General features: G+C 26.8%; 20 protein-coding genes. 3 read left to right on the top strand and 17 right to left on the bottom strand.

Translation table 11 applies throughout. The features are described 5' to 3' along the window. Positions 1-37 precede the first annotated feature (37 nt). From ACTCCZ_RS04615 to zapB, 6 genes are all read right to left on the bottom strand, one after another. Positions 38-457 (bottom strand): FKBP-type peptidyl-prolyl cis-trans isomerase, encoded by a 420-nt coding sequence (locus tag ACTCCZ_RS04615; protein ID WP_079577233.1) that lies wholly within the window; start codon positions 455-457, stop codon positions 38-40. A 167-nt stretch (positions 458-624) separates the two neighbouring features. Next, positions 625-1812 carry a tetrahydrodipicolinate N-succinyltransferase N-terminal domain-containing protein gene (locus ACTCCZ_RS04620; protein ID WP_079577232.1) on the bottom strand — a complete coding sequence of 396 codons (1188 nt, stop codon included), beginning with the start codon at positions 1810-1812 and terminating at the stop codon, positions 625-627. A 60-nt stretch (positions 1813-1872) separates the two neighbouring features. Further along, entirely contained in the window at positions 1873-3720 is a 1848-nt protein-coding gene (locus ACTCCZ_RS04625; protein ID WP_079577231.1) for a primosomal protein N', read from the bottom strand. Beyond that, complete coding sequence (locus tag ACTCCZ_RS04630) at positions 3717-4127, bottom strand: type II secretion system protein (protein WP_079577230.1); 411 nt, start codon at positions 4125-4127, stop codon at positions 3717-3719. The genes ACTCCZ_RS04625 and ACTCCZ_RS04630 overlap by 4 nt, the downstream gene beginning before the upstream one ends. Before the next feature lies 1 nt (position 4128). Further along, entirely contained in the window at positions 4129-4338 is a 210-nt protein-coding gene (locus ACTCCZ_RS04635) for a hypothetical protein (protein ID WP_228145277.1), read from the bottom strand. Beyond that, entirely contained in the window at positions 4310-4540 is a 231-nt protein-coding gene (gene zapB, locus ACTCCZ_RS04640) for a cell division protein ZapB (RefSeq protein WP_228145276.1), read from the bottom strand. Before zapB ends, ACTCCZ_RS04635 begins: the two co-directional genes overlap by 29 nt. Before the next feature lie 223 nt (positions 4541-4763). Between zapB and cobA the strand changes: the two genes are divergently transcribed. After that, positions 4764-5483, top strand: a complete 720-nt coding sequence (gene cobA, locus ACTCCZ_RS04645; RefSeq protein WP_079577227.1) for a uroporphyrinogen-III C-methyltransferase — start codon at positions 4764-4766, stop codon at positions 5481-5483. A gap of 14 nt (positions 5484-5497) precedes the next feature. Here cobA and ACTCCZ_RS04650 read toward each other — a convergent pair whose 3' ends face one another. The 8 genes from ACTCCZ_RS04650 to hypB form a co-directional block, all read right to left on the bottom strand. Next, positions 5498-5902 carry a hypothetical protein gene (locus ACTCCZ_RS04650; protein WP_079577226.1) on the bottom strand — a complete coding sequence of 135 codons (405 nt, stop codon included), beginning with the start codon at positions 5900-5902 and terminating at the stop codon, positions 5498-5500. A gap of 75 nt (positions 5903-5977) precedes the next feature. Beyond that, positions 5978-7855: a sensor domain-containing diguanylate cyclase gene (locus ACTCCZ_RS04655; RefSeq protein WP_079577225.1), complete on the bottom strand. Its 1878-nt coding sequence runs from the start codon at positions 7853-7855 to the stop codon at positions 5978-5980. A gap of 89 nt (positions 7856-7944) precedes the next feature. Then, a complete protein-coding gene (hypA, locus tag ACTCCZ_RS04660; RefSeq protein ID WP_079577224.1) occupies positions 7945-8286 on the bottom strand; it encodes a hydrogenase/urease nickel incorporation protein HypA in 342 nt (113 codons plus the stop codon). Next, positions 8287-9936, bottom strand: coding sequence for a hydrogenase maturation protein (locus tag ACTCCZ_RS04665; protein WP_079577223.1), 1650 nt, complete (start codon positions 9934-9936; stop codon positions 8287-8289). Beyond that, a complete protein-coding gene (gene hypE, locus ACTCCZ_RS04670) occupies positions 9936-10931 on the bottom strand; it encodes a hydrogenase expression/formation protein HypE (protein WP_079577222.1) in 996 nt (331 codons plus the stop codon). Before hypE ends, ACTCCZ_RS04665 begins: the two co-directional genes overlap by 1 nt. A gap of 40 nt (positions 10932-10971) precedes the next feature. Continuing rightward, positions 10972-12117, bottom strand: coding sequence for a hydrogenase formation protein HypD (gene hypD, locus ACTCCZ_RS04675; protein ID WP_079577221.1), 1146 nt, complete (start codon positions 12115-12117; stop codon positions 10972-10974). Between the two features lie 10 nt (positions 12118-12127). Then, the gene (locus tag ACTCCZ_RS04680) at positions 12128-12403 is read right to left on the bottom strand and encodes a HypC/HybG/HupF family hydrogenase formation chaperone (protein ID WP_079577220.1); all 276 of its coding nucleotides are present in this window, start codon (positions 12401-12403) and stop codon (positions 12128-12130) included. Positions 12404-12471: 68 nt separating this feature from the next. Beyond that, positions 12472-13263: a hydrogenase nickel incorporation protein HypB gene (gene hypB, locus ACTCCZ_RS04685; RefSeq protein WP_079577219.1), complete on the bottom strand. Its 792-nt coding sequence runs from the start codon at positions 13261-13263 to the stop codon at positions 12472-12474. 120 nt (positions 13264-13383) lie between these two features. Between hypB and ACTCCZ_RS04690 the strand changes: the two genes are divergently transcribed. Beyond that, positions 13384-14040 carry a hypothetical protein gene (locus ACTCCZ_RS04690; RefSeq protein ID WP_079577218.1) on the top strand — a complete coding sequence of 219 codons (657 nt, stop codon included), beginning with the start codon at positions 13384-13386 and terminating at the stop codon, positions 14038-14040. Here ACTCCZ_RS04690 and ACTCCZ_RS04695 read toward each other — a convergent pair. Continuing rightward, entirely contained in the window at positions 14037-16421 is a 2385-nt protein-coding gene (locus ACTCCZ_RS04695; protein ID WP_079577217.1) for a methyl-accepting chemotaxis protein, read from the bottom strand. The two genes, ACTCCZ_RS04690 and ACTCCZ_RS04695, sit on opposite strands and share 4 nt — an antisense overlap. A gap of 220 nt (positions 16422-16641) precedes the next feature. Between ACTCCZ_RS04695 and ACTCCZ_RS04700 the strand changes: the two genes are divergently transcribed. Then, positions 16642-16920, top strand: a complete 279-nt coding sequence (locus tag ACTCCZ_RS04700) for a DUF3817 domain-containing protein (RefSeq protein ID WP_079577216.1) — start codon at positions 16642-16644, stop codon at positions 16918-16920. A 24-nt stretch (positions 16921-16944) separates the two neighbouring features. Here ACTCCZ_RS04700 and ACTCCZ_RS04705 read toward each other — a convergent pair whose 3' ends face one another. After that, entirely contained in the window at positions 16945-18291 is a 1347-nt protein-coding gene (locus ACTCCZ_RS04705) for a sodium-dependent transporter (protein WP_079577215.1), read from the bottom strand. A 123-nt stretch (positions 18292-18414) separates the two neighbouring features. Continuing rightward, positions 18415-20643 carry a carbamoyltransferase HypF gene (gene hypF / locus ACTCCZ_RS04710; protein ID WP_079577214.1) on the bottom strand — a complete coding sequence of 743 codons (2229 nt, stop codon included), beginning with the start codon at positions 20641-20643 and terminating at the stop codon, positions 18415-18417.

Below are 20643 nucleotides of genomic sequence, written 5' to 3' on the forward strand. Positions count from 1 at the left end.
AAAAATCAAATGAAGTAAGTAAACTTACTTCATTAAATTATACAATTGAGTTAACTGTAATTGAAAAGTTTAAATCTTTTCCAGCTAATGGGTGATTAAAATCAACTACTACTTCATTTTCTTTGATTTCTTCAACTACAACTTGAATTGGTTGTCCATCTTGTCCTTGACCTTGTAAAGGCATTCCAACGCTTAATTCAATTCCTTCAAACTGCTCTTTTGGTAAAGTCTGTTTTGCTTCTTCATTATACTCACCATAAGCTTCAGCTGCTGGAACAGCAATCTCTTCTTTGTCACCCTCATTCATTTGTGCCATTCTTGACTCTAAACCTGGAATTAATTGTCCAGTACCAAAAGTAAACTCTAAAGGATCTTTGTCAATGTTACTATCAACTACTTCCCCATTAATTTTTAATTCATAAGTGATTGACACTACTTGATTGTTTTCTATAGCCATATTGACTTCTCCTTTTGTATTATTTAAAGCTAAAACTATATCAAAAAAAAATAACAAGCCAATAAAAAAAGGCTATTTATGCTATTAAATCTTGAAATCGATGATTAAAATGAAGTTTATTGTTTGTTTTTAGATAATTTGAAGAAGAGCTAAAGCTCTTCTTCAATTTAGTGTAAGTCTTTATTTAGTTTTACTTCTCTTGTACTTCTCATAGCAACTGTTTGTCCAGTAGTAGAGTTAACTCTAAAATGTACTCCATTTACACCTTGGAAATCCATTCCTTTCATAACTGTCTTAATCTCTTTATTTGGATTTATCTCTTTTAATTGTTCAACAGCTTTTTCTGAAAGTGTAATTTTTGTTCCAGGTAAAATTGTAACACCTGCATCTAAAATACAACCATCACCAATTGCTGTACCTGTACAAGAGTTTGCTCCAAGTAAAGTATTTTCTCCTATTGTCACAGGAACTCCATCTGTTCCAGAAAGAACACCAAGAATTGAAGCTCCTCCTCCAACATCTGAACCAGCACCTACTTTTGCACTTGAAGATATTCTACCCTCAACCATAACAGCACCCTCAGTTCCAGCATTAAAATTAATATAAGAAGCACCTGGCATAACTGTTGTTCCTGCTGCTAATTGTGCACCAAATCTCACCTTTGAAGTCTCTAGTATTCTAGTATTATCAGCAGGAATTACATGCCCTAAAAATCTTGGGAATTTATCTATCATATCAATTGTAGGATATTTACCTGATAATTTAAGTGTTATTTCATTTTGTCTTAACCAATCTAATTCAACTGGTTGATTTCCAATCCATGCGCAGTTTTCAAGTTTTCCAAAAGCACCATCAAGATTTAAACTTCTTAATTTTGCTTTTCCTAAAGATAAAGCATATAGTTTTAAATAAACAGTTTCTGCACTTTGTGGTGCTTCATCTTCAAATAAAAATACAACTTTAAAATTTTCTGATGTTAATCCACTATCAATTGGTAAAGAAGCAAGTGTAGATATAACTTGTACATTTTTATGTTCATCACCTTTTGCTTCTGGAATGTATGGTCTAAAAGACTCTATACATTTTTCTAAAAATTTATCATTTATTTCACAAACTAACTCTGATTTTGAAGTGTCAATTTCTACTCCACTTTCTTTTAAAGCATTTAATAAAATTGCTGCACTTCCAAAGTTTTCTTCCCAATTTACAATAGGAAAAGTCGCTTGTAGTATTTTTTCTTTATTTAATTGACCTCTATCAACTCTTGCAATACCAAAACCAATAGGGTTTTTGTACCAACTTTGAGATTGAATATCCGTTACTAGTTGTTTAAAATCATCTTTAGTGTAAGCCATTTATTCTCCTTAAATTTTGTGGATTATACTATAAAGTTTACTAAGATAACTTTAAAAGTATTAGTAGTTTGTATCCATATCTATTGTTGCCATAGCTGAATTTATACTATGTAGCGCTGTTAAAATTGCTTTTATACTTTTAGAACGAATTATCACTTCATATCTATATTTGTTAGCTAATTTAAAAATTGCACACTGACCAAAACCAACAACTTCAATAGAGTTGTTTTGTTTTAAAATATTAACATACTTATCAAGTTCATCTTTCACTTTTAAGCCATTTATATGAGCAAATAAAATCCTTGCCATTTTTACATATGGAGGATACAAATCTTCTCTAAACTCTAACTCTTCTTCTAAAAACTCTTTATAATCTGCTTGAGTAAAAAAATATTCAAAAAACTCTTGATTTTTTGTTTGAATAATAACTTCACCCTCACCTTTTCTCCCACTTCTTCCTGCTATTTGAATAAGTAAAGATAGTGCTTTTTCTCTTGCTTTATATGAATTCATATTTAAAACAGAATCAATTCCTAAAACCACAGCTAGTTTTACATTATGATAATCATGTCCTTTTGAAAGCATTTGTGTTCCAACTAGAATATCAATTTTATTGTTATTAAAATCATTTAAAACAGCTTTTAATTTTGTATCTGTCTTTATTTCATCTCTATCAAATCTTTTTATAACTTTATTTGGGAAAAGATTATTTAATTCTTCTTCAATCTGTGCAGTTCCAACTCTTAGATTATGGATTATTCCTATATTGCATGAGGGACAAGTTTGTGGAATTTGTTGAGCATATCCACAATAGTGACATTTTAATGCTAAATCATTTTTGTGTAAACTCATAGAAACAGAACAGTATGGACACTCAACAGATTTACCACAACTTGTACAAATTTGATATTTAAAATTTGCTCTTGTTGGTAAGAAAACTATAACTTGTTTATTCTCTTGTAGAGTTTTATTTATTTTTTGTATGGTTTTAGGGGATAAATTTGCATCACTATCATCAAACTCTATTGCTCTTTTTGTTTCAAAAAAAGTCTCTTTTAATCTATAATAAGGAATTTTATTAAAAGAAGAAGCTGAGGGCGTTGCACTTCCTAAAATAAGTTGAATATCATACTTTTTTGATAAATATATTGCTAAATCTTTTGTTTGAAATCTTGGTTTAGAATCACTTTTATAAGACTCATCATGCTCTTCATCAACTACAATCACACCTAAGTTTTTAAAGGGTAAAAAAAGAGATGATCTAGCTCCTGCTATTAGCCTAATTTCTCCACTTAATAAAGCTTGAATTATCTCTTTTTTCTTTTTTTTTGTAACCTTTGAATGCCATATTGCAACACTTGTATGAAAAACCTTTTCAAGTCTTTTTTGCATTTGTGGAGTTAAAGATATTTCAGGCATTAATAAAACTGCTTGTTTTTGCTCATTTAAGTGTTTTTCAATAGTTTTTATATAAACTTCTGTTTTACCACTTCCTGTATTTGCAAAAAGTAAAGCTTGTTTTTTCTCTTTTAAAAATGTAAATGCTTCTTCTTGTTTTTTTGATAATTTTATATCACTATCAAAGCTTTTTTCTTCAAAATCTTTTTCTAAATCTTCATCAAAAGCACTATATGAACTCAAAGCCTCACCTATACTACACACATAATAAGTTGAAATAAATTTTGCAGTTTCAAGCATTTTTAAATCATAATACTCATTTGTCAATTCTTGAATATCTACACACTTAAATGTTGGTTTTTCAACTTTTTTTAAAACTACCGCTTCACAAAGCTTTTTCATTCTTGCTAATTTAACTAATACTTTTTTACCAATTTTTATCTCATTTTCACTTTGGTAAGTTAAAGGTGTAAGGGGTGATTTTAATATTGCTAATTCATAATAATTCATTCTAATTCTTTACATATTTTACTGTTATTTAAACATTTAAACTCTGTGTTTATATATTGAAATTTTATTTTTTCACCTTTTAACTTTAAAGCATAGATGTTTTCATCTATTTTCATCCAAGAATCTTTTGAAGAGAGTATTCCCTCATCTAATACTTTTGTAAACAACTTACTATTTTCTTTATTTATAGCACAGTCATCTAAACTATCTAGTTTTTCAAAATTATTTAAACTTTTAATAGCAGTTTTTTCTTTTATAGCACTTCTAATTTGAGCTATTTGAAACTTTTGATCTTTTGAATTAACAAATGATAAAACATATTCATATTTATATGTAAAAAAAGAGATTAGCAATGCAAGTGTTGTTATTACAAAGATTAATTCAAGTAAAGAAAAAGCTCTTTTCATCTTAAAAAGAAGGAATTTTATTTGATATTTGATCTATTTCTTGTTTAAATTTAGAATGTTCTTGAGAAACTCTGATATAAGCAGCTAAAAGTTCTCTTGTTTCAAGATTCTTATCTGTTTGCAAATACCTTGTTAGTTCTGATTTTAAAGATTCATCTACATTTATTGTATAAGCCATATTATTAATATGAAAAGTCAATTTCTGCGTCACTATTCTTACCTTTTGTCAATGTTATTGCACTATCGATTCGTAAAAGCATATCTTGATTGTTTCTTACTAATTCATCATTTGTATTTTTTAATTGATTAAGTTCTTGTCTTAATGCATCATTTTCTATTCTTATTCTTTCATAATCATGAATTAGTTTTTCGATTTTTGAATCGAGTGCTTTGATAATTTCCATGCTTTGCATTTTATCACAAACTTCCTAGTAATTAAATTATTCTATATCTATTTACTTTATTCAAATTTTTAATCAAATATTATTCAGTTTTAATATTTTACACTTAAATTGATGAAGAATATATTATTAAATAACTATATTTACGCATTTTATTCCAAAATATAATATTAAGTTATTTAACAATATAATTTTACCTAATTTTTATCATAATTTAATTTAATAAGGATTTTTTTTGGTTTATTTAGTTGGCGCAGGTCCTGGAGATATTGAACTTTTTACATTAAAAGCTATTAATATTTTAAAAAAAGCTGATGTGATTTTATATGATGCTTTAGTAAATCCTGAATTTACAATTTTTTGTAAAAAAGATTCTATTAAAATAAATGTTGGGAAAAGAAAAGGTAAACATCTCAAAAACCAAGAAGAGATAAATAATTTACTTGTAAAATATGCAAAAGAAAAAGAGATTGTAGTAAGATTAAAAGGAGGAACTCCTTTTGTTTTTGGTAGAGGATATGAAGAAGTAAAAGCTTTAAAAAAAATTGGTATAACACCAATTGTTATATCAGGTGTTTCTTCAACTACTAGTGTTCCTGAAAGTTTTATGATTCCCTCAATTGATAGAAGTTTTTCTGATTCATATAGAACCATAACAGGTCATGATTTGACTATTTTCAATGAAATTATTACCTCATATCATGAAAGAGAAAACCTAATAATAATGATGGGTGCTTACAAAGCAAAAGAGATTGTTCAAAGTTTACTAAAAAAAGGTTTTCCTAAAACTACTCCTATTGCATACTTAAGTAAAGGTACAACATTAGAACAACAATGTATTATTTTAACATTAGAAGATGTTTATAATAAAAATGAAGAGTTTTTCTTGCAATTAAGAGAGTTAACTCCTGTAATTACATTTGTAGGTAAAACAATTAATGCTTTAAAATATTAAATCCAACAAGAGGTTTAATCCTCTTGCAATATAAGCTTACCTTGTTCGTACAATGAAGCAACTGCTTTACCCCATTGAGAAAAATAACTTATATCTTTTGTTGAGAAACCAAAACTCTCATTTATTGTTTCAATTAGCTCTTTCTCTTTTAAATCAAAAGAATCATCCGCATGAATTAATATCATTAATTCAAGCATAACTATTTTTTTGCTTTTTTTGCTTTTAAAATGTCTTAAAGTGTCTTTTAATGAAAACTCCGCAACATCAAACAAATCTTCGTTTTCAATTCCCATTTCTGCACAATACTCTTCTATGATTTCTTGTTCAATCTCTCCATAATCACTATCAATTCTAGCAAGATAATGAGCAAGTTGCAAAAAGCAAAATTTCTCTTTTGTTTGTAATTTCATTAATAACATTTATTGCATTCCTATAATTTATTCAATACTGAAATTATATAATTTTAATGTTAATAGTTAGTAAATGTAAATAATCTATTTCGTTGATTTCTTATTTTTATACATTATTTTATCTGCTTCAACTATAAGTTCATTTACACTTTTATGATGACTTGAATACTCACATACTCCAAAACTTACATTAAAAACTATATTATTATTCTCTTTTTTATTATTTTCTTCTATTTTATTTAATATTTTTTCTACAACAATATAAGCATCTTTTTGTTTTGTATCTTTTAATAAAAGTAAAAATTCATCTCCTCCAAGTCTTATAATACAGTCACTTTGTCTTACACTAGTATCAATAATATTTATTAATTTTTTAATAACTTTATCACCAATATCATGTCCAAAGTTATCATTTATTTGTTTAAAATCATCAATATCAAAAAGAACTACACTTAGCGTAGTTGGTTTACAATTAAACTCTCTTGCAAAGTCATCTAAAAATCTTCTATTATAAATCCCAGTTAAAGCATCAGTATTTGCTAGTTTTTCATTTGCTATTTTTAAAGCTTCTGTTTGAATTAATTTTTGGGTTCTTTGCGTTAGTTCTAAACTTAAGTTATTGAAATTTTTCGCAAGTTTGTCAATTTCATAAATTCCACTAAAAGGCACTTTATCAACAGGCTTATTTGTTACAAGTTTTTGTGTAAACCTAACCATATCACGCAAAGATATATTAATTGATTCTACAAACTGTTTTGATTTATAATATAAAAAAATTAAAAATAAAAGATAAAAAACTATAATAAAAGAGATTAGAAAATAGCCAATCTTTAGATGTTTTTTTTCTAAGTTTTCAACAGAACTTAATAGATTTTGCACAGGAAGTAAAGATATGACTTTCCAATCATTAATTCTTATTTCATTTACAAAGCCTATATACTCTTTATTTTTTATCACTATTTTTTTATCACTATTTTTTAAATAAAATTCTTTTGTAAATAACTTTTTAAATACTTTATGATTTGTTATATTAAATTCAGTAGGTCTTAAAATAGTTGTATTTATTTGTCTATTTTTATCTTTAATTTTTGATTCTTTAATATTTAAAATATTATCAAAACCTTTACTCATTGCTAAAATTGTTCCTGATTTATCTATTATCATAGACAGAGTTTCATAAGGTAAATTAAAATCAAAAAAGTTTTTAGTAAAACTATCTAAAGAAACATCAATTCCAGTAACACCTTCTAAAAAATTATTATTATAAATTGGAACAATACAGCTTATAATCCACTCTTTTTTAACCGGGTCAAAATATGGTTTTGTCCACACTATACTTTTTATAGGATTTTCTTTTAATGTAGCTTGATTATAAAAATTATAATCTTTTAAATTTATATCTGAAGAAAAAACTTTATAAACATCTTTGATAAAAGGATAGTATCTATTCATATTATCATATGAATTAAAATAAACAGCCATAATTAAGGGGTTTTCTTCAATAATTGTTTTAAAACTTCTATCAAAATTTTCTGTTTTAAAAATTTTTTCTTTCATTTTATTTGTAAGCTTTTCTTTTGATAAAAAAACAACAGAAGAACCACCATTATCTTGCTGTTTGTAATATGCACCATTTTTATTATAATTAATATCTATTTTTTCTTTTTCTATATAATTTATTTTATCAATATTTTCAAAAAAGAATTCATGTTCAGCTTTTAATATTTTCAATAAGCTTGTAACTTCATGTAGCTTTATTCTTAAAGTTGAAATCTCTTTATTAATTAATTTAGTTGTATTTTCATTGGCATCTTTTAATAAAAACTCTTTACTACTATCAATTATATTTTTATTTGTCCAAAAATAAGCACATATTAATAAACTACCAATAAAAAGTATAGATATCAGTGAAGTTTTTAGATAATTTCTAAATAATAGCTTTTTAAGAATTATTTTTTTCATAGACTCCCTTTTTTTACAGTCTAATGAAATTATTATATAAACTTAATAATATCTATAGTTCAATTACAAAGTAATATCCTAATTTAATCTTACTCTAATTCTAAACTCATTAAATACATATCTTCTCCATCAATAACATTTAAATTACCACTATTACATAAAGGACATAAAAACTCATGTTTTTCTAAGGTGGATGTTTCATTGCAATCTTTGCACTCAACTACTATATTTTGCCTATTTACTACAAACAAAGCTTCATCACAAATTGTTTTTTCCTTAAATGTTTCAAAAGCAGTTTCAAGTAAATCTACTTCAACACCACTTAATATACCAATTTTAATAACGATTTTCTTAACTTTTGTAGCATTATTTGCTTTTGCGTGTTCTTCACACTGATCTAATAATGATTGAACAATACTATATTCATGCATTTATATTTCCTTTAATCTTTTTGGAGTTTCTAAAACTTTCTTTTTATATACAAACTTTTGTCTTAAAATATGGAAATTTGAATCTTTATTCCAAAACTGATTGTACATAAGTTTTAACTCTTTTTCTTTACAACTATTTATATATTCACTATTTTTATCTAAATACTCTTCTTTTTTTTCACAAAAGTCATAAAACCAATCTAAATCTTTTGTTAAACTTTTTGTAAAGTTTTTTAAATCCTTTTTATAACTTTTATCTTCAAAAACAATATCTACTAAACCTATTTTTTGTGCTTCTTTACTTCCTATTGGCAAACATTTGTCTATTATTTCTTGAGCTTTTTTTTCTCCTACTCTTTTTGGTAAAGAGTAAGTATGGTACTCACTTCCTGTAAGAGCTAGTGTTTTATAATGTGGATTTAAAACAACCTCATCATTGATTACAATAAAATCACTTGCTAAACCTAAAAACACTCCCCCTGCACCTGCATTTTTTTCAAAACTTGTAACTGTTATAATCTCAGAGGAAAATATGATTGATTTAACTACATCATTTATTGCATTTATATTACTCCAACCATCTTCGCCTTGCTTTTTACTATCTTCTAATATATTTAAATGTATTCCATTACTAAAAAAATCTTCTGCACCCATAAGTACAAGAACTTTGCACTCTTGTTTTAAATAATCAATTGCATATTTTAATCTAATACATTGGCTTGTACTCATAGCGCCATTGTGAAAATTAAAATACAAATATGCTATTTCATCATCTTTTTGCACTCTTAATTCATAAAAAGTATCAATATGTGTATCTAAAACTAATGGTATTCTATTCTCTTTTACACCTTTTAGTTTATCTTTTAGTACATAAGTTGCTGGAAGTTTAAAATAATCTTTCTCTTTTAGATGAGTAATCCAAATTGCCTTGTCAATTGTTCCAATGCAAATCGCACCATCTCTTTTTGCAATTATCTCTTTTGGTTTTGCTTTTAAACTCTCTTCTTTGAAAGCACAGTACAAATAACACTCTTTACCTAAAAGATTATCTTTAACTCCAGGACTTGAATCACTTGCATTTATTTTTTTGATAATTGTATCACTACTATCTTCTTGCCAATTTATTTTTCTATCATTTTGTGTAATTTTTTTATGTAAAGGATTTAATATCTGCTTTATTGGAGTAAACTCTTTATTTTCTAAATTTATAAAAAGTTCATCAATTGCCTTTATTGCACAGTTTGTTGCTTCATTTCTATATATTGAGGCTTTGCTTTTATTTATTAGCATTGTAAAGTTTTTATAAGAGTAAATATCGCCACCATCAAAATTTTCATTGGCTTTAAGTATCACTACACCCCAAGTTTTTTTATCTTCTAAAATAGCTAAGTCAAGCGAGTTTGATCCTCTATCGCCAATAACTCCTGGATGAACAATAAAAGTAGGAGTTTTTTCAAAAATCTGCTTTGGAATAAATTTGTTTAAAAAAGGACAAAGAATAATATCAGGTTTAAATCTTTGAACCTCTTTTATCATAAGCTCATCACTTAAAGCATAATCAACACTAACTATATAATTTTTCTCTTTTAATCTTACATATACCTTTTGAGATAGTGAGTTAAAAGAAGATACAATAAGTAAAACCCTCATTAGCAAATTCTTGGTAATAACTCACCTGTTGGTAGTTCTAAAAATCTTTTTGTTCCCCATTCTGAGTTAAGAACTACTTTTTTAGAATATTGTTGTGTAACATTAGCAATTATTGAAGCATTTTTTGAGTTTTCAAACTGTTTTAAAACCTCAATAGCTTTTGATGCTTCATCTTTATTTATAGCCATTACGAAGGTACCCTCATTTGCTAAACTCATAGCTTCAAACCCAAGTAATTCACAAATACCATTTACTTCATTTGAAACTGGGATTTTTTGTTCATCAACTTCAATACATACATCTGATTGATTAGCCCACTCATTTAATACAGCACTAACTCCACCTCTTGTTGCATCTCTTAAAGCTGTAATTTTTATGCCAGCTTCAATTAAAGCTTTTACTTGAATAAAAAGTGAAGCACAATCACTTTTTAAATCACTAGACATATCCATACCTTCTCTCGCAGCAAAAATAGTAGCTCCATGACAACCTATATCTCTACTTACAATAATTACATCATCTTGTGTAATTGAGTTTGAACTAATACCTTTTTGTTGTATTTGACCAATTCCTGTTGTATTTATAAAAATCTTATCTACACTTCCTTTTGGAACTACTTTTGTATCTCCACTTACAACAATTGCTTCATTTATTTCAAGCTCTTTTTTCATAGAGTTTACTATTTTTTCTAAACTTTTTATATCAAAGCCCTCTTCTATAATCACAGAACAAGTTAAGTACTTTGGCTTTGCTCCCATCATTGCTAAATCATTACAAGTTCCACAAATAGAAAGTTTTCCTATATTAGCACCACTAAAAAATAAAGGACTTACAGTAAAAGAATCCGTTGTAAAAGCTAAATTTCCATCTTCAATAACAGCTGCATCTTCGCTTTTTGTTAAAATATCATTTTTAAATGCTTTATAAAAAACTTTTGAGATAAGTTCTTGATTTTCTGCTCCACCATTTCCATGAGCTAATGTTACTGTTTTCATATATTTCTCTTTTCTTTATATTTAAAATCTTTTTATATTTTTATAATAAATTTCCATATTTATAATATGCTGCACAAGCACCCTCACTAGACACCATACATGAACCAACAGGTTTATTTGGTTTACATGCAGTACCAAAAATAGTACAGTCTGTTGGACTGGCCATTCCTCTTAGAATATCACTACAAATACAAAGCTTGTGATCTTCAATCTCTTCTATTGGTAAAATATCTTTATATATTATTTCTGCATCATAATCTTCATAATCTTTTTTTAGTTTTAGTCCAGAATCTTTAATATTTCCTAAACCTCTCCATTTAAAAAGTGATATTTTTTCAAAATAGTTATTAATTAATTCTTGTGCTTTTATATTTCCATCATATGAAACCAATCTTTTATACTCTATTTCAAGTTCACATCTATTTTCAATAAACTGTTTTACTATCATAGAGATTGATTGCATAACATCAACTGGTTCAAACCCTGCAACAACAACAGGAGTATTGTACTCTTTTGGAAATTTTTCATATATTTTGCTTCCACTAATAACACTTACATGTGAAGGCCCTAAAAAAGCATCAATATTATGATTATAACTATCTACATGTTCATCTCTACTATCTATTAATTCACTCATAACTTCAGGAACTGTTACATGATTTATATGAAAGAGTATATTTTTTATATTTTGTTTTATTACAGTATTAAGTAGTGCTGCTGTCATTGGTGTAGTTGTTTCAAAACCAATTGCAAAAAAGATTATCTTTTTATTTGGATTTTCATCTGCTATTTTTATACAATCCATAGGTGAATATACAAATCTAACATCAGCACCTTTACTTCTTGCATCTTGTAAACTTCCTTTACTACCAGGAACTTTTATCATATCCCCTAAAGTTACAAGTATTACATCTTTTTGCATACTTAAAATATATGCATGGTCAATTCTCTCTTTTGGCATAATACATACAGGACATCCAGGCCCATGTATAAATTTTATATTTGAAGGAAGAAGTTGCGGAATTCCATATTTCATAATTGTATGTGTATGACCTCCACAAACTTCCATTATATTTATTGTTCTGTCAAGTTTTTTAGCATCTTCATCTATTATTTTTTTATAAGCTTTTATAGTTTTTGCATCTCTAAAACCATCATATAAATCTTTTAATTGTATCTCTTGCATTATATCTCTTTTAACAGCTTTTATTTTCTCTTATTATTTGTGCTTGCCTCTCTTCTTCTTCAATGTTCTCAATTATTTGTTCATAAAGACTTAAAGATTCTAAAGCATCTTCTTCGTCAATTTTATTCATTGCAAAACCTATATGAATTAATACATAATCACCAATATTTATCTCTTGGTCAATTAAATCTAAACTTGCACTTCTTTCAACACCCATAGTATCAACTGTACAGATATTGTTCTCTCTATCAATTTTTGTTATCTTTGATGGTATAGATAAACACATTTTTTCTCCTTTTAATGCATGTAATTATAAACTACATGCATTAATTTTATTTTAGCTTTAAAGTAAAACTATCTCATTTTTCTTTTAAAATTAATCCAGTCTAATACTTTTTTCAATGACTCTTCATCTTTTGTAGAAACCTCTAATATATCAACATTTGGTTTTAATTTTCTTGCTGTTTCTTTCTCTTTTTCTAAATCATACTCAAAGTATGGAAGTAGATCTGTTTTTGTAAATAGTATTAAATCTGCTGCTCTAAACATTACAGGATATTTCGCAATTTTATCTTCACCCTCAGGAATAGATACTAATACAATATTTAAATGTGTTCCCACATCATATGAAGCTGGACAAACTAAATTTCCCACATTTTCAACAAAACATACATCTAAATCATCTAAAGGCATATCATGCAAGCCTTTATGTACCATAAAAGCATCTAAGTGACAAGCACTTCCTGTTTGAATTTGTACTGCTTTAATATTTTTGCTATTTAATCTATCTGCATCTTTATTTGTTTCTAAATCACCCTCAACAACACCAAATTTAAAATCAGCAAAATCAACTAATTTTTCTAAAAGTGTTGTCTTACCACTTCCTGGACTACTCATTAAGTTAATTCCTAAAACCTTATGATTATCAAAATGAGCTCTATTATGAGCTGCTTCATGATCATTTTTATCTAAAATCTTTTTTATTACTGAAACTGTTTTACTATCATTTAATTGTGGATTATGATGTAATGTTTCATGTGCTGCTTGATGACTTGAACTTCCATGTTCATGGCTATGTTCGTGACTATGACTATGTTCATGATTATGCTCATGATCTGTTATACTACAACCGCAATCTTTACACATATTTTCTTTCCTTCTGAATAGATATTCATTTTTAATAGTTTACTCATTTTTTCTTAAAATAGGTGAAAAATTTTTCAACGCTTATGTATATTTTGAACAAAAATAAGATATAATTTTTTTATGAAATTAACAAATTGTCCATATTGCAACTCAAGAACACTTTATACTTTAAAAGATAATTATAAAAAGTGCAAAGATTGTAACAAAAAATTCTCTTTAAAAAAAATTGATACTGATATAAAAATTATCGAAGGTTTTTGTAATAATACCCCTGCTTTAAATCTTTCAAAAGATCTAAATGTAAACTACAGAACTGTATCAAATCGTTATGATATTTTTAGAAAACTTATTGCAAACTACCTTGAAGAACTTTATTATATCTCCATTCAAGATAATACATCATATGAAGAGTTTTATTACTTCAATGAAAAACAGCTACAAAAAAAGAATAAAAGCCTTTATGAAGCTATAAACATAATAGGTTTTTATGCAAATAATAGAGTTTATACACTTTTAATGCCCTCTTTACCAAAAGCACCAATGCAAGATAAAGATGAGGACTTTGAAAGATATTTAAAATGGCATAAATTACAATCTCAAAACTCATACGCTACCCCACTTAAAGAGTTTTGGGAATTTTTAAAACAGAGTTTAAAAAAGTATAAAGGAGTAAATCAAGATAACTTCTTTTTTTACTTAAAAGAGTGCGAATTCAAATATAATTTTACAAAACCAATTTGTAAAGCACTCTTAAAAGATATCTATTTTAGAAGTTAAAGCTTCATAGCTTTAACTTCATCTTTTCCAACAAACTCTTTTTCATCAGCATTATTAACTATTCTTTGTGATATTTCAGAAGTTTGTGATGATACATCTTTTGTTCTCATTGCTACACTTGCATTTTGTTGTGTTTGTTGGTCAAGCTCATTAATTGCATCATTAATCTGCTCAATTCCAACTTGCTGTTCTTTGCTAGCATCTGTAACATCTTCAATAAGCGCAATAGTTTTATTTATATTTTCATTTAATACATCATAACCTTTAATCATCTCATCTGCAATTGTTTTACCCTCATTTGCTTTTATTGTGGCGTTTTCAACAATCTCTTTAATCTCACTTGCTGCTTGGGCACTTCTACTTGCAAGATTTCTAACCTCACCTGCAACAACTGCAAAACCTTTTCCAGATTCTCCTGCTGTTGCTGCTTCTACTGCTGCATTTAAACTTAGAATATTTGTTTGAAATGCTATTTGATCAATTACAGTTATTGCATCATTTATTGAATGGACTTGCTCATCTATTTCATCCATAGATTTAGAAGTTCTAGTAGCTAAACTATTTCCCTCTTTTGATGAGTTATTTAAAGCACTTGCATATTTACTCATTGTTTTAATATGATCAACATTTTCTCTTATATTTCCAGTTATCTCTTCAAGTGCAGCTGCTGTTTCTTCTAAAGAAGAGGCTGATTCTTGAGATGATGTATTTAAAATCTCAACATTTGCAGATAAAACTTTTGCTGATTCATTTAAAGTAAGTCCATTTTTCTTATTCTCTACAAGCATATCACTTATTGTATGACCTAAATCATTAATTCCATTCATTAAATCACATATTTCACCTGTACATTTCATAGTAGTTTCAACTCTAAAGTCATTATCTTGATATTTTTTCAAAACACCAAGTGAATGATTAACTATTTCTTGAAGATGTTTCATCATATCATTAAATACTACAATTAGCTGTTTAATAGATGGATTTAAACTTGTAGTAGTAATTCTTCCTGATAACTCACCTGAACTAATGTGATTAACTAAATCAGAAACCTCCTCAATTACTATTTTGTCTTGATTAATGATTTTTTGAGTATTTACAATATTATCATTTATCATTTTAGACATATGACCTATTTCGTCATTTGAAAATACTTCTAAATGTTTTATATCTTTTGATTCATGATTTAAAAATTTAAAAAATTGCAATAATCCTGATTTTAAATCTTCAATTGGTTCAACTAAAATTTTATTTAAAACAAATGAGATTAAAAGTGCAATTAAAATAACAACAACAATAGAGATTATTAATATTTGCAAAATTACACTATTAATCTCTTCTTTTGAATGTTTTGCCATCTTATCTATACTTTTTTCAATATCTTCTATGTAAGTTCCTGTTCCAATAATCCAATCCCATGGTTCAAAATATACAATATAAGATAGTTTTTGCTTGGCTTTTGTTTCTCCAGGTTTATTTTTATAATAACTTGTAAGTCCCTCACCTTTAGCTTTTGCAACATCAACAAACTCTTGAAAGTATTTTTTACCATTAGAATCAACAGCATCTTTTAAATTTTTGCCTATTTGATCTTTTCCATTTGGATTCATAATTAAAACAGGTTTAGAATCATTTACCCAAAAATATCCATTATTTGAGTATCTCATTTGCGATAGATTTTCTAAAGCCTCTTTTTGCATTTGTGCATCTAGGTTATCTACATATTCACCTGTTGCAATAACCCAATTAAAAGGTTTAAATAATCTTCCATAAGAGATTTTTGTTTCCAATTCTTTTGTTTTGGGTTTTTCCCAAACATATGAAATAAAACTATCACTTTTACCTGCTTTAATTTTGTCAGTTAAAGCTTTTATGAAAGCTATTCCATTTTTATCTTTTACATTTGAAAAATCTTTTCCCTCAAGTTTTGAATCAACAGGATGAGCTATAATTTTATTATTTAAATCTGTAACAAAAAAATAACCTGTTTTACCAAACTTTGTATCTTTTATAATTTCAATAATTTTTGATTTTAATTCATTTTTTGAAAGTACATTTTTATACCTACTATATTGTTCATTTATAATTGAAAATATAAAATCGGTATTTTTTTCTAAATCATCTTCAACTAATTTTTCAAGTTTTTCTTTTGAAGTTTGTTCATAAAAGCTTTTTACACTTCTAAGTGCCATAGTTACGTAACTTTTCAACTCATTCTCTTTTTGTGCAAAAGCATTATCCTTATATTCTTGGATATTTTTTTGCGTCAACTCTTCTATTGAAAGAATTGATTTAGAAGCAATGATTATTGCAATAGTTACTATTGTTAAGATTACTATTGAAAGTATCTTAGTTCTAAGATTTAAATTCTTCAAAATACTCATGGAGCACCCCTTAATAATGATTAGTAAATTATAACTAAATAATAAAAAAACAGTCAATTTATATACACTATAAGTTGTTATTTATTTTAAAACTCATTTTAATTCATATCTTATCAATCAAAAATAGCATTTATATAGCATTGTAAAAATTTAAGAAAAATATATAAAACATTACTAATAAAACTTTAACTATAATAACGCAAAATCAAAAAGGATGTAAATGTTAAATAGTTTCAGGATAGTATCTTTTATTGAAGGTTTATCTTATTTAGTACTTCTATTTATTGCAATGCCTATTAAATACATAGGTGAGAACCCCTATCCCGTAAAAGTAGTAGGTATGACTCATGGAATACTTTTTATAGTATTTGCTATTGCTTTATTTTTTGCAATGAATAAATTAAGATGGGAAAAAGGATTTAGTTTTAAACTTTTTATCTATTCACTTATTCCCTTTGGAGCTTTTGTTATAGAAAAAGAAGTTAAAGAGAGAAATTAGTATTACTAAGAGGAAAAGTTCCTCTTAGAATTTAAATAGTCCTGTTTCATTTAAGATAACTGCAATAAGTGCAATAGGAATAACATATCTTACCATGAAAAACCATAGTGCAAGTAATGACTTTCCTAAAATAGGTGTTAACTCTTGTTTAATAACTTCTTTATCCATATAGTATCCAACAAAAATAACAACTAATATACCACCAATTGGTACAATAATAGTAAAGCAAACAAAATCAACCCAATCAAAAAATGATTTCTCACCAACTTGCAAGGCAGGTGCAAACTCAGTTATATTTGAGAAAAGAGTAATAGTACCTAAGATATAAAAGAATAAACTACAAATAATTGCAGCTTTCATTCTTGTCATTTTATATCTTTCTATTAGATATAATACAGCTGGTTCCATCATTGAAATAGCTGAAGTAATACCAGCAAATGCAATAGCAACAAAAAATAATAAAGCTAAAAATTGTCCAGCTCCACCAAACTCATAAAATACAGATGGTAATGAAATAAATACTAAACCTGCACCTTTTGTTGATTCTGCACCTTTATCAAATAATAGTGTAAATATTACTAATCCTGCAACTATTGCAACTATAGTATCAATAATAGAGATTGTAACAGCCGATTTTGCAATATTAGTCTGTTTTGGTAAAGATGCTGCATATGTAATAATAATACCCATACCCAAAGATAAAGTATAAAATGCTTGTCCAATTGCCGCAATTATTGCAGATGAAGTAATCTTTGAAAAATCAGGATTAAACATAAAATAAACTGCATCACCAAAAGCATCAACATTTATTGAATAGATAAATAAAATAGTCAAAATAACACCTAATAAAGGCATCAATATTTTATTTATTTTTTCAATACCATCTTTAATACCTCTTAAAATAATTAGTGTTACTAATACAAAAACTATTGTGTGATAAAAAAGTTGTGTTTGATAATCTGATGTTAATAAAGTCATAAAATTATCAGTTGATTCTTTAACTGTTTCTGGCAACTTATTAAAAGAAAGTACCACATAATGAAAAATCCAACCAATTACAACAGAATAATAAGAAAGAATAAGTAAAGGGACAACAGCCATAAAGCCCGCATACTTCCAAATCTTTTTATGTTTTGTTGCTAGATTTTCAAACATAGAAACTGCATCACTTTGCCCTACTTTACCAATTAAAAGCTCAGCAATTAATACAAAAACACCAATAAAAAGTGCTGTAATTAAATATACAATTACAAACGCACCACCACCAAATTCACCTGTTACATAGGGGAATTTCCATACATTTCCTAAACCTACGGCAGATCCAACCGCAGCTAGGATAAATCCCAATCTACTAAATTTTACTTGATTCATAGCCAACCTTATTTAAAATTCAAATATTGATTTTATCTAAACAGAATTTAAAAAAGATAATTTTCACACTATTTTTTGAAACTTTTTATCAATTTCTACATTATTTATGGATTTTTTTAATATTTAAGTTAAAAAATATAGTTGTCCTATTGAAATGCTACCATCATTTAAAGAAACTTTTTTATTAAAATATACTTTTTTATTCTCTTTTTTAAGCTCATCAATACACTTTTCTAAAAGAGTTTTATTTTGAAATACTCCACCTGTTAAAACAATATCTAAATCATTATAATTATTTGAAATATCGACTATAATTTTTACAATTGTATTTATAAACTTTGAGCAAATAATCTTTTTATTGGACTCAGTTATAATAGTTTTTATCATATTTGAAATATCAATTTCTTGATTTTCTATTTGATATTCATATGAATCTAATATATTTTTATCATAATACTCTTCAATTAAAAGTCCTGTTTCACCCTCATATGATTGTGTATGTGCAATATTAGCCAAAGATGCAATTGCATCAAAAACTCTACCAAGTGAGCTTGTAAGAAAAGCATTGATATCTTTTTGCCACATCATATAAAAATTATTTAACTGTGTGTTTGTAAACTCATTTAATAAAGCAATATTCATTTGTTTTAATTCATCTAAAGTGTAATTTTCAAATAAAAGGGATAAAGCGATTCTTTTAGGCTCTTTTACTGCTTTTTCTCCACCAAGTAACTTAAAATATTTAAAATGGAAAAGACGCTTATAATTCTCTTTTGATGCAAGCATAACTTCTCCACCCCAAATATTTCCATCATCTCCATAACCTGTGCCATCAAAACTAAAACCTAAAAGTCTATCTTCTAACTTATACTCTGCCATAACACTTAAAATATGTGCATAGTGATGTTGTATTTTTACTATTTTGATATTTGATTTACTTGCCCATTTTGTGCTTTCATAATTTGGATGCTTATCACAAACAATAACATCAGGTTCAAAATCATAAAATCTTTTAAAAGTTTCAACTGTTCTTGTAAAATATTCAAGGGATTCAATAGAGTTTAAATCTCCAATATGAGGAGAAACAATCATATTATCTTCAAAACAAAAAGATATAGTCGATTTTTGATTTGCTCCTAGTGCCATTATTTTTTTATTTTGTTTTGTTTCTAATTTTATTGTAGTTGGAGTATATCCCCTTGCATTTCTTAATTTTACTACATCATCTTTAATCACTTGAAGAACACTATCATCAACTGCATTTATAATCTCTCTATTGAAATCTAAAACAAAATCAACCACATGTCCAAGTTTTGATAAAAGTTCATCTTTATGCCTTATAATTGGTTCATCTTTTAAATTAGCACTTGTTGCTATAATTGGATTGTTTAAAAACTTAAATAAAATAATATGCAAAGGAGTATAAGGAAGAAATACACCAATTTTACTAATGTTTGGTGCGATTAAAGAACTTAAATTAGTATTTTGTTTTTTCTTTACTAGTGTAATTGGTTTTTCTTTTGAAGTTATAATATCTTTTTCAAATTCATTAAATACTGCATAATCAGATACTTCTTCAATACTTTTAAACATAACAGCATAAGGTTTTGTAGGTCTATTTTTTCTTAATCTTAACTCTTTTACTACCTTGTCGTTTGTTGCATCACAAACCAAATGAAAACCACCAAGCCCTTTAATGGCAACTATTTCTCCATTATTAATAAGTGTAGCAATCTTTTTTATTGCTTCAATACCCTCTTCTATTTTTTTATTTTCTTTATTAAATAGTTCTAATTTTGGACCACACTTCTCACAGCATACAGGTTGTGCATGGTATCTTCTATTAGTAGGGTCTGTATACTCTTCTTGGCATAAAGGACACAAAGTAAACTTTTCCATTGAAGTATTAACTCTATCATAAGGAACAGTCTTTATTATTGAGTATCTTGGACCACAATTAGTACAGTTTGTTAAAGCATAATTGTATCTAAAATTATTTTCATCATTTATATCTTTTATACAATCTTGACAAATTGAGATATCTGGAGAAATTATTGTAGTTTTATTTGAGTTATTTTTACTTTCAATAATTTGAAAGTCATTAAAATTTTCAAACTCTTTATCTAAAATTTCTAAAGAGTCAATAACTGCTAAAGGTGGAGAATAAGTTTTTAATTGTTTTATAAACTCTTCAATTAAAAACTCATCTGTCTCCAAGGCTATGTTTACACCCTCGTCATCATTATTTACCCAACCATTGATTTTTAACTTCTTACAAAGATTATAAACAAAAGGTCGAAAACCAACTCCTTGTACTATTCCTTTAACTTTTACTATCTTACTATTTATCAT

The organism is Malaciobacter sp. (assembly GCF_055140965.1).